Below are 12,073 nucleotides of genomic sequence, written 5' to 3'. Positions count from 1 at the left end.
AAAAACATCCAACCTCAAGAACTATGCGGTTAAAGTCCATTGCTATGTTAATTTCAGGAGTTCTCATATGGAGCTGCCAAAATGTAGAAAAAGAAACTTATAAATTCCAGATTTCAGATCTTGAGCCTCAACTCAAAAAGCTTGCATCCGATGAGTTCATGGGGCGAATGCCATTTACTGCGGGTGAAGAAATTACAATTGGGTACCTTGAAGATGAATTTAAAACAATGGGTTTGGAGCCCGGCAATGGAGGCTCTTATTTTCAAGATGTTCCTATGGTTTCCATTAAAACTATTCCATCCTCTGATATGATAGTGAGGTCGGCAAATGAAACAGTGATTTTGGAAGGGCTGAAAGACTATGTGTTATGGACTCAAAGAACAGATTCGTTGGTCAGTTTCGAAAACGCCGAAATGGTCTTTGCAGGTTTTGGTATAATCGCTCCAGAGTATGGATGGGATGATTATAAAAATATTGATGTCAAGGGAAAAATAGTGGTAGTTCTTGTGAATGATCCTGGTTTTGGCACGGAGGACGAAGCCTTTTTTAAAGGAAACACAATGACTTATTATGGCCGATGGACCTATAAATATGAAGAAGCAATTCGACAAGGAGCTTTGGGGTGTTTGATTGTCCATAATACCATTCCTGCCGGCTATGGTTTTAATGTAATACAAGGGAAATGGAATTCCCCGCTTCTATACTTAGATGAGAGGGGAGCTTCCAATTATACTCCTGCATTTGAAGGTTGGTTGACATTGCCAACGGCAAATAAGCTTTTTGAAATGGCAGGCTTTGATGGAAGAGAATTACTTGCAAAAGCCAGAAAATCTGAATTCCAAGCTATTCCTATGAATCTGAAAGCTAGCTCCTCCATGAAGGTCGTTGCAGATTATGATATCTCTAAAAATGTGATAGCTAAAGTTACAGGTTCCAAAAATCCTGATGAGGTCATTATTTATACAGCCCATTGGGACCATTTCGGATATGGAGCTCCTGATGAAACGGGGGATAGTATTTATAATGGAGCTTTGGATAATGCCTCTGGAACAGCGGCTCTTTTGGCGCTTGCCAAAGCTTTTAAAACAGATGCTCAGCCAGAAAGAACCGTAGTTTTCTTAGCTGTTACTGCGGAAGAACAAGGCCTATGGGGATCTGCATATTATGCTCAAAATCCTATTTATCCAAAGGAAAAAACCGTAGCCAATATCAATATGGATGGCATCAACCCTTATGGTAAAATGAAAGATGTTTCTTTGATAGGAATTGGTCAGTCAGATATGGAGGATTTATTGAATGTGGAGCTGGAAAAAGTAGGAAGATATTCAGCACCTGATCCGACTCCTTCAGCTGGATATTATTTTAGATCTGATCATTTCAATTTTGCAAAAATAGGTGTGCCTGCTCTCTATTTTAGTAATGGGATTGATCACTTCGAAAAAGGAAAGGAATATGGGAAAGCCTTGGAAGAAGAGTATGTCCAAAAATACTATCATAATCCTTCAGACGAATATGACCTTTCCCGATGGAACTTAGAAGGAGCGGTGGAAGATGTTCAGCTTTTATATGAAGTAGGTAAAAACTTAGCTAATTCTGATACTTGGCCTAAATGGAAGCCAAATTCAGAATTCCGGGCTATTAGAGAGAGCTATATGAAATAAAACGAAAGAGGCAGCGGGTAAGCTGCCTCTTTCGTTTTATTGTGGTAATCTCGATCTAATCAAAGCGATTTGTCCCATATGATTGGACTGGTGCTCCATGACATGATACCAGGCCCAATAATTATTCATATCAGTACCCTCTCTTTTTGAGGATAACCACTTATCGTCTTTATCCTTTAAAAGTTCCTTTGTTCTTGCCCTTACTTCATCCCAGATTTCGAAGTAATAAGAAATTGGTTTTCCTTGGAATTCATTCCTGGCATCCTCTCCCAACATCAAGCCAGTCATCCATTTTTCCTCTTCTGCTTCGTTAAATTCACGATTTTCGAAAGTGAAGACCTGATAGAATTTCTCAGTCGAAGCTAAATGCATAATCATAGCACCGATTCTATTAGCATTTTCGTCTAATAAGAAATCAGCCTGATCCTGTGTCATATTCATGGTTATCCGGTGAATTCTACCTTTGACATCGTCTAGCATAGCCACCATGTTCCCTATGTCATGGGAATATCCTTTCGGAGGTTCAATTACTTGGGCTTTTAACTTCGTTTGAATTAAGACCAAACACAAAATGCTAAGGGTAAAAATCTTGATTGTTTTCATTTTTTATTGATAAAATTTAAATAGTAAGTTCAATAGAATTTCCTTCTGGATCTGAAATTACACTTTCAAAATAGCCATCTCCTGTAGTTCTTGGCTCGCTTTTAATTTCAAATCCAGCCTTTCTAAGTTTTTCTGTCATTTCCAAAACCTTCGCTTTACTTCCTACTGAAATGGCAATGTGATTAAATCCTCTCAGGTCATTTTGCTCCACGAAAGAAACTAATCCGGGTTTATGCATCAACTCGATTCTGGCACCAGATTCAAAAGACAGAAAATATGAAGTGAAGTTTTTTGCCGGATTATGATATTTTTCATTTGCAGTCATGTGGAAGTAGGTGCAATAGAAAGCTTTCATTTCTTCTAGATTTTCTACCCAAAGTGCCAAATGCTCTATTTCCATTACTTAGTTATTTTTCCAAAAAGGATGGTTCCCTCAAGATGATCAAAAAAATCTTGCTCATTACTGTCATTCTCCAGAAATTGGAACTGAATTTTAATGTTGACAGAATCATTGCTAAACTCCAGAGCCATATCTTCTGCGTCGATATTCTCTACAAAACCATTCCCATATTGATTCAGAAGAGCTGATCTAAGTGCTGAGATATCAAACTCAATTTTATTTTCCTCCAGTTCGAAATATAAAATACCAAGCTCTGGGTCTATCTTAACCACCACTTCACTCGTGCCTGGAAGAGCCCAATTCTTTTCATAGTTTCCGGAATTGAAGTTGAAATCCATCGCGAAGTCAAAACCTGAAATGACTTTTACCTCATCGTACTCCGCATTCCAAGAAATAGAATTTTCATTTATGGACCCATTATCAATTAAGTAATTGGGGATATATTTTATCCCCATCGACTCAACGATGAACTTCCCATAATCTAGCCTAAAAAAACGACTAGAAGAATTAGAAGATTCCTGATATAGTTTTTTCAGGTCTTGTTCAAACCAATTCAAAATGGCCTTGAACCCATGGTAGTCTTCCAAATATTGAATGATTGAGTTGACATCTTCCAAGTTTTCTTGAGAAAGTCTATTGATTTCTTTTGGGCTTTTTGAAATTAATCTTCCTTTTTCTGAGATTTCCCAGAAGACTTCATTTTGAATTTTCCCATTGAGGAGAATATTTGAATCGGTTAGTATTTTTTCCAATCGATCAACTTGCCTTGATTCGCTAAGGCTGAACATTCCCCATGGTCCAAATGATCCAATGATCATAAAAAAAGCAAGAGAAATTGGAATAATTTTAATCCTTGCTGGGCCAAAAGTAAAATAGCATACTATTAAAGTGAGCCAGATTCCCATTAAGAGGATAATGTATCGATTGACTGTTAATCCATAATCCTGAATTCTAATTCCAATAGCTAGAAATAGTAAAACGATCAATGGGATTAAAAGGAAATAAAAGGCTCTATAAAAAGTTTTGATCCAAGTACTTTCTTTTTGATCCTGAATCGGAAAAAGGAGGAGGTTTGTAAAAATACCTAATACAGAAATAGCGATAATCATATAGCTTACAATCCCTTTTGGCCAGTCCCAGGTCAAGATGATTTTTGCTCCATAGAAATATAGGATCGCCAGGTATACCAGCAAGAGTGGTATCAGGATGAATTGAGTGAATATTTTAAACCCTTTTGGGTATGATTTAAGCGAAATCCTTTCCTCTAAATTCCTAGGTACTCCTGAAAGAAAAAACCAAGTATTAAAAATCCCAACAGTGAAAATGAAAATTTCAAAGAATGTCTTTGGTTCAATTTCTACTGAAAAAAGAGTTCTAATAGCTGCTAGTGCCAATGAAATCCCGGTAAAAATAACAAGCGAGTAGAAAGTTGCTAAGACAATTCGTAGAAATAGGTTTTCATTAAATTTCCAGAAAGTCAAATCACTTTTTTCATTCCAATAAGAGAGAAAAGCTACCAACAAATGAGCGGTGAGATTATAGATAATATATCTGATATATGGAATCCGAGTAGTGGTAAAGGTGTTTTCCTCAGGAAAAGAGAAATAGATCAAGGTTAAGATTATTAGAGCGATTCCCCATCCAAAAAGCCTCTTTGTGAAATCAAGTTTTAATTTTTCTATAAGGATGTCCACACAAAAAAATAAGGGAACGCCCAATGCCAATGTTAATAATAAATTGACCAAACTAAGTTGCTGATCAAATTCATCAATTTCTATTAAGTATGTGAGTAAAAAGGAGCCAAGAAAAGCTGAAATTAAACTAAGAGGAAAGCGTTTGGCAGCTAAAAAGGAATCTTCTCGGAGCTGATTTATGGAGGAGAATTTCATGTTCCTGATAATTAAAAAGGAAATTAGATATTTTAAGCTCAAGCAAAAAGTAATGATGACTCTGGAAAGTTTAAATAATCTTAAATGCTAAGACTGGCTTCCAAAAAATTGAAATATAAAAAGCGTTTTAATTAGAATGGGTAGCCAATTGCGAAATTAAAAATCAGGTTTTCTTTACGCCAGGTTTTGCTGCCTATGTCAAATGAATTTCCCCAACGTTGTCCTTCTTGCAAAAAGGGTTTTCTCAATGGAGTCGCTAAATCAAATCGAATTACAAAAAACTCAATATCTACTCTTAAACCCACCCCAGAGCCAACAGCAATTTCTTTCCACCAATCAGAACTGAATTTTCCGCCGGGTAAAGCTTCATTTTCATTCATAAGCCAGATGTTACCGGCATCTAAAAATAAGGCTCCCTTCAAAAAGGAAACAAGTGGAAATCTGTATTCTATATTTCCTTCCAATCGTATATCCCCCGATTGGTCAAAATATGAATCATCATTAAATTCTTCTGGAACATAGCTTCCCGGTCCAATTGACCGTATCCGAAAGGCTCTAATGCTATTAGGTCCTCCAGAAAAATACTGTTTAGAATAGGGAAGAGAAACAGAGTTTTTAAAAGGCACTCCTACACCTGCAAAGAGTCGAGTTGCGATGGTTTGTGTTTTTGTAAAATTAAAGTGGTATCTAAAGTCAAAATCTGTTTTGGCGTATTGCGCATATTCAAGACCAAATATTCTACCATCGTCTTTGCCTGAAAGTCGGTCTAGAGCATTTATAAGGTTTCCTGCAAGGTCAATACCCAAGCCAAAGAAATACCCATGAGTTCTGAATCGATCATTTAGTTTATTGTAGTTAAAAGTATAATTCACACCCGCAATAAAACTTTGCTCAAAACTTTTTCTCAGAAAAGGATTATTATCTAAAATATCCTCAAACTCAGGTGAAGACTTTGAAAGATTTACAATATTGATACTTATGGGGTTTATTTCATGATAGGCATATCTATTTGCATTCCAGAAGTAACCATAAGTACTAAAAAATGAATTGAGTCGGTATAACCCACCTCTACTTAGGTATTCTGTACCTAAGCTTATTTTGGTTTTAGGTACGGAATAGCTGAACTTCTCTTTAATGGGGAAAAAGAAGATGACTCTCGGGAATATTAAATCTGCTTTTAATCCCAATTGAATTGATTCCAGCTTTGACCTGTCTCCTCCAGCTATTTGAAGCTCATAGCCGATATTTCCGGTGACATTAAATGTTTCTCCTCCATGAAATAAATTCCTGTTTCTATAAACTAGGTTGAGATCGGGGCCTGCAAAATTGTTAGACTTGGAAACTCCCAATAATTCCGCCCTAACAGATCTTTTCGTCATTGGTGAGAGGTAAAAACTAGCAGCTAAGTGTCCCATCGAATCTCTCTCGGGTAATTCTTCATAGCGTAGATTTACAAATTTGTAGTTTCCTATTGAACTTAACCTGTTACTGGAAAGCCTTGACTTGATTGGGTCATATTTCTTCCCTTTTTCTATCAGAATATAGTCGTTTAGTAGTTTGGGCTTAAAGGCAAAATTCCCTTGGATAAATTCTTTTCCATCCAGTTTCACCGTATCCAATTTTTCCGCACTTTCATCAATTGAATAATTTGGGAATACCTCTATTTGGTCTACTAGATAAGGTAAAATACCATTTTCAGGTGTGTTAGATTTAAGCCTTAAATACAGATTGAATAATCTTGAGGTATCAGAAATGTTGGTGTCTGCCTCGAAAATCAGGAAGTCACTATTAAAATTGTAATAACCAATTTGTTTTAATTCGGTATCAATTCTATCTCTTTCTTGATTTAAGGTTTTGAGATCAAATCGGCCTCCTGCTTTTAATTTTGAATCTGCCAATAGAACCTTTATTTCATGTTCTATGGGAAGTGAGTCCCTGTCTAATTTTATTTCATTTAGGACATAAGGATGAGTAATCGAAGCGGTATAATATACCTCTGCAAATTTCTCAGTTGTTACAACTTCCGAATTTGCGGAGCTATAAAAAAAGCCTCTATTTTCTAACCTGTTCAGGATAAGTTCTTCTGTTCGAATGGTATTCACATCACTGAAATAAACTGGTTCCTGACCGAATTTTTTATTTAAAAATCGATTAATGAAACCAGGATTCCCTTTTTCGGCTTTATAGTGCGCCCAGAGGCCAAAATACATACCTAAAAATTTGCCATTTGGTTCAGGACGAAGCAATTCATTTAATTCCGCTTCTACAGTTTTGAAATTCTCAAGATCTTCCGGTTTTTCCAGTTCAAGATTTGCTCCTTTATAAAGTAATTCTCCTTCTGGAATATATTTTTTTACCTGGCAGCTTGAAACAAAAACGAATACTGAAAGGAAGAAAAGTAAGGGCTTAGTGATTTTCATTATCTACCTCCTTTTCTTGCTTATTCTTTAACTCTTCGATCGGATTAGTTTTATTAACATCTACAGTTGGCGCATTCCAAAGCTCCTTAAAATAATTGAACTCCCTATTGAAGATAAGACCTGCACCAGTCACCACTAATTGACCATCAATAATACTTTCAAATTGATTTTTTCTAAAGGCACGTATTCTCCATCTACCATCTTCAGTTAGTAAATATTCAAAACTAATGTTTGCAAGAATTGAATTTGCCTGCTCTGAACTCTGTGGACTTCCTTCCAAATCTACTTGACTTCCAACTTGTACCACTAATCGATCATTGAAAAGACTCTGTTGTGCATTGATATTTAAATCAGTTCGGTTTTGGGCCCTTCCTGATTGATAATCTTGGTAAGAATCCAAATCAAATCCAAGTTGAAAACCGCTGTCCCCAAAAAGCTTGTTTGAGAGTGCATTCATTTGTCCTGAGAGAATTTGACTGGCGCTATTTCTGGCGATTGCTTCTGCTCCACCTGTCGAACCATCACTTCCAGAAGATGGGAAAAACCTATTCAATACCAAAAGTGAAAAAACCTGTTTATTCAATTCATTCTCTTGTTCGTTGAGTTGTAGAACCCTAGAATAAACACTACCGCCAAATTCCCCTTGTTCACTCTCTGGCATATCCAGAGCAAAGGAAATCTCTGGTTTTAGTAATTCACCATTTACATTCAGGTATACTAAAAATGGAAGCCTTCTTTTATACTGTGATTTGGTTTCCTGATTACTTCCTGTCAATTGGGAATTCATTAATTCTGTTGAGGAAGTTTCAACTTTGTAAATAGCTCTTATATCCATCGATGCGTCCATTGGATCACCATTCCATGTGATTCTACTTCCCTTATCAATTATGAATTTTTTACTGATCAGATTATATAGTGACATTTCATAATGACCTTCTGAAATTTCATAGTCTCCACTCAGTGTTATCCTACCATTTGGATTGATATCCATTTGAAGGTTTGCACTTCCGGAAATTAAAAGGTTGTCTCCCGTTTTCGGATCAATTACAACAGTAAATGTTGCATTGGGGTCGGCGGTTACTAATGCCTGAATATCATATCCTGAAAAAGTGGTTGTAGTTTTTTCGATGCCACTGGTGAGGATATCATCTGGATTTTCTTTGTTAACAAATAAAACTACCCCGTTTCTTTCCACTACGTCAAGTTGTGATTCTGGGATGATAAAAGTTAAGTCTGTACTTTCTTTTACATTTAATTCTGCTTCAACAATTGGGAGATTTAAATCACCTTCTATAGTAACATCAGCATCAATTGTCCCTTTCCCATAAAAAAGCTCATTATCCCGATCTGTTGAATTTATTACCATAAAATTCTTAGCGGTCAACTTTAGATCAAATCCAGGGTTAGTGAAATCCGATGTGAGAACCGATCCGTTTATTTCAAAAGTGTTATTTTCAGTGTCCCTGATGGTAAACTGATCAAAATAGATTCCATCATTATCGGCTTTAATCGTTTCATCAGAAAGAAGATATTTGGTGCTCAGTTGAGCTGGAATAAAAGAAGTTTCGATGAACTGAAAATCGCCAGTATACCTTGGGTCGTTTGTAGATCCATTTGCGGTGAAGGAGCCCTTCAAATAACCTGATGCATCTAGAATTTGATCTTGGGAAAGTGAAGCTATTTTCGACATCTCGGCCTTCAACAAATCTAGTTTAAGATCAAACTCCCCACCAGTTTCATTCGCAATGAATCCCCCATTCAAATCCAGATCTAACCCTCCGTCTCTTAAACTTAATGCAATAATGTAGTTGCCGAGACTCTTGGCTGTAGCTTTTAAATTTAAGTTGCCAATTGGGACTCCAATTGCTTTCAAGCTATCTATTTGAAGTTCTCCCATCAGACCAATCGCACCAAAAGGGTTTTCCACTACAAGTTGCCCGTTTAATTTTCCACCAGCAATAGTTTCCTCTGGGTTGAGCAATCCTGTGAACGTAGAAAGTCTGAAATTTTGGAAATGGACAGCTATGTTTTCTTCTGTAAAGCCAGGAATATTCTTTTCAAACGAAATCTCCTGACCATTTCTAGAAAAACTGAAATCTTGAAATGCCAAGTTTCCTGTGGAATATATGATTTGGTTGGAGATTGGTACAGACCAATTATTCTTATTTAGAATCAGGACTTCTGGGTCTATATGAAGGACTATTGAATCTCCATCTAAGCCAATATCAGACGAGATATGATAAAGTTGTTCTTCTTCCTCAAATGCATCAAAATCAAAATATATTCTTGAATCTGCTAACTCTCCTGTGAAGAGGGTTCTTTCCATATTTAATGGGCCCGCTGTAAGGTTTTGGAATCCCAAATCGAGTTGTAGTTTTTCAATAGAAGAATTGAGATTTAACTCTAAACTATCTATCTCACTTCCTGAATAGATTACGAAAGGAAGATCTAACCTTGCCGTAAGAGAATCGAGATTTTGATAAAAAGATAATTGAACACCTGCTGAATCCAATTGCTCTAGGCCTTGTAAAAATACTTCACCTAGAATGGGATCATCAACAATTGATAATTCCATATTCATCACAATATTACTATCTAAAGGTACTTGGGTTGAATCAATTTTATCTAAATAATGAAGAAAATGATTTTCAAGTCCCTGTGCTAATGCTGTTGGGTTTGTATTGGTTTCCAAGAATCCTTTCAGCAGTTTACTATCAATAGAGATATTGGTGGAATCTTGATTCAGAAGGGCATTAATATCAATTTGACCGGTCTGATATGTTTTTTTATCATAAAGCACTAATCCATCATGCAAAAAGGCTGAAGCTCTGAAATCATCTAAATCTCCTTCAATATCTGCTTCAAACATAAATTTCGCTCTCGACTCTTTAGAGGAAAACCCTAGTTTATAAAAATCTGCTCCTTTTAAATCCAATTCCAAACCAATTTTGGAATTCATTGAATCCAAAGCAAGACTGCTCACAAAATCAAAATCTAAATATTCTGAATCTAGTAAAAGACTAATATCCCCAATTCCATTATTGAGATCACCATTTAATTGAAGACCTGAGTAATCAGCCCCATAAAGCTTCAGCTTTTCAAAGTCTGATTGGAGATTCGCATTCAGTTTATAAATACTTGTGCCATTTCCATTGGCTTGAAGATTAAAAGAGAGCGTGTCTAAATCCGGATTATTGAGTAGAACTCCTAATTGCAATTGGGATAGCTCAAGGTCGATATCAAATGCAATCTGATCCAAATTCTGGTAGCTTGCATCAAGAAAGATTTTTCCTAAATCGGAGTCTAAATCCAATTTTGCGATCATATCTTGGAGAGTTCCTTTTGTAAGTGCTTTAATGGAAATACTTTCTGGGAACTGTATTCCATAGTCTTGCTCGCTGACAAATTTTGCCAGGTTATTTCTTTTTGTCTCTAAAGTGATAGCTGGGAAATCAATATAAAGTGAATCCATTTCAAGCAGGTGACTTATACTCCCATTCGTTTGAAAAAATGTGTTTCCCCAGCCTAAGGTTAACTCAGCGATTTCTAATGTTGAGAGGTCTCCATTTGCCGCTAGATTACCCGTAAATGGGTTCTTGGCCAATTCTTGGATCAGCGTATCTTTTGCTAATTCTGGAGCAAAAAAGTAGCTGTCTTGAATATCAAGTTTTAGGTCGTTTATATCTAGTTCAAATTTCGATTGATCCGGATTTTTTATTAAATCTTGAATTGATAAATACGACAAACTAGCGGAAGACAAAAGTTGACTTCTATTAGTTTTTACATAGAAATTTGAGACGGTTAGTTGCTGATTTCCAACTGAGGCTGCTAATGCAAAATCCTTCAATTCAAATCCACTTCCCTCTAAAAATTGAAATTCGTCTAGGCTAATGCTTGCGGATTGATCAGCTAAAGTAATATCGCTGGCTTGTAAATTTAGATTCTCTAGAAGAATTAACTCTGGATTAAAGACCCCAATCTGAGGATCTTTGTCTTTTGTTTTGTATTCAATTTGATTGTTTTCAAGGGCCAAAGATTTTAAATCTACCAACCATTCAGGCCATGTAAAATCACTTGAATCATCTTGTGTGTCATTTGATTCAAGGCTATCAGAAGCCGAAAAGTCATGGAATAAAATATTTGAATTCGAAAGATCGATTTTGTTAATAGCTATTTTTTGATTTGGCAAATCGATTTCAGGGATCTCTAGTAATAATCCTCCAATTCTAACCTGTGCTAATTGCTTATCTAATGGATTTTCATAGTCTAGACTAACATCTAGAAGATTCAATTTTTCAATTCGGACTATTGGCAAAATTGACTCTCCATCTGATTCTTCGGAGGGAGGAAATGGCTTGGTTTGTTTGTATTGAACGGATGATTTTTTTAGGGAAACATATTCTATCCCAAAAATATAATTCTCCAAATCCAAGGTTGGGATAGCCAATCCGAAATCGTCAAACTTTAATGATGCTTCAATTCCTGAAACTTCATCTATATAGCTGATATCAAATTTTTTGAGTGAAATGGGAGAAAGAGAAATGTTTAAAGCAGTGCTATCTTGAGTTGTGGTATCGGAAACAGTTTCCTTTTCAGGAGAGGAAAAGGAATCTATTAAATATTCATAATTAAATTTGCCGTTACTTTCCGGTCTCTTAATTCTGGCAATTAATCCTTCCCAATCGAATTTACTTACGTGTATGGAACCGTCTTGAATAAGAGGGAGAAATGAAACACCTGCTTCCAGGTTTTTGGAATAAACCAGTGTATCTCCGTTCACATCAGATAGGTAAAATTCTTCAAGACTTATATTTCCTGAGAAAGTGATAAAGAGTCTCCCTACACTGACATCAGCCCCTGTTTTCTCATGAAGATAGGAAGTAGCTTTGTCCACAATTATCCCTTGACCCCAAGGGCTTCTTATAAATAAGATCAAGGCTATCATCAGGATCAAAAGAGAACCTAAAACAATACCGGATATCCTCAGAAATTTTAATAGGTAGCGTTTGATATTAACAGATTAAAGAATGAGTCTTATGCGAATTTTAGTTATCCTTAAATAAAGACCAAGAAATAGGCCAGAATTTTAGCGATATTGAT

The 12,073-nt window shown here is 36.1% G+C and carries 6 protein-coding genes; 1 reads left to right on the top strand and 5 read right to left on the bottom strand.

The genetic code is table 11. From position 1 onward, the window contains the following. Positions 1–23 precede the first annotated feature (23 nt). Complete coding sequence (locus AAGF08_RS09860) at positions 24–1,661, top strand: M28 family metallopeptidase (RefSeq protein WP_343510989.1); 1,638 nt, start codon at positions 24–26, stop codon at positions 1,659–1,661. A 36-nt stretch (positions 1,662–1,697) separates the two neighbouring features. On the opposite strand, the gene AAGF08_RS09855 is transcribed toward AAGF08_RS09860, so the two are convergent. The 5 genes from AAGF08_RS09855 to AAGF08_RS09835 form a co-directional block, all read right to left on the bottom strand. Next, the gene (locus AAGF08_RS09855) at positions 1,698–2,264 is read right to left on the bottom strand and encodes a DUF664 domain-containing protein (RefSeq protein ID WP_343510988.1); all 567 of its coding nucleotides are present in this window, start codon (positions 2,262–2,264) and stop codon (positions 1,698–1,700) included. A 16-nt stretch (positions 2,265–2,280) separates the two neighbouring features. Further along, on the bottom strand, positions 2,281–2,664 hold the full coding sequence (locus AAGF08_RS09850) for a VOC family protein (RefSeq protein ID WP_343510987.1): 384 nt from the start codon (positions 2,662–2,664) through the stop codon (positions 2,281–2,283). Next, on the bottom strand, positions 2,664–4,553 hold the full coding sequence (locus tag AAGF08_RS09845; protein ID WP_343510986.1) for a DUF4153 domain-containing protein: 1,890 nt from the start codon (positions 4,551–4,553) through the stop codon (positions 2,664–2,666). The genes AAGF08_RS09850 and AAGF08_RS09845 overlap by 1 nt, the downstream gene beginning before the upstream one ends. A 131-nt stretch (positions 4,554–4,684) precedes the next feature. After that, positions 4,685–6,973, bottom strand: coding sequence for a BamA/TamA family outer membrane protein (locus AAGF08_RS09840; RefSeq protein WP_343510985.1), 2,289 nt, complete (start codon positions 6,971–6,973; stop codon positions 4,685–4,687). Then, positions 6,960–11,918: a translocation/assembly module TamB domain-containing protein gene (locus tag AAGF08_RS09835; protein ID WP_343510984.1), complete on the bottom strand. Its 4,959-nt coding sequence runs from the start codon at positions 11,916–11,918 to the stop codon at positions 6,960–6,962. The genes AAGF08_RS09840 and AAGF08_RS09835 overlap by 14 nt, the downstream gene beginning before the upstream one ends. Positions 11,919–12,073: the final 155 nt, after the last annotated feature.

Origin of the sequence: Algoriphagus sp. SE2, assembly GCF_039563885.1 — a bacterium.
Classification (GTDB): Bacteria; Bacteroidota; Bacteroidia; order Cytophagales; family Cyclobacteriaceae; genus Algoriphagus.
Note: the sequence above shows the minus strand (reverse complement) of the source record. Positions and strands in the feature narration are given on the sequence as shown.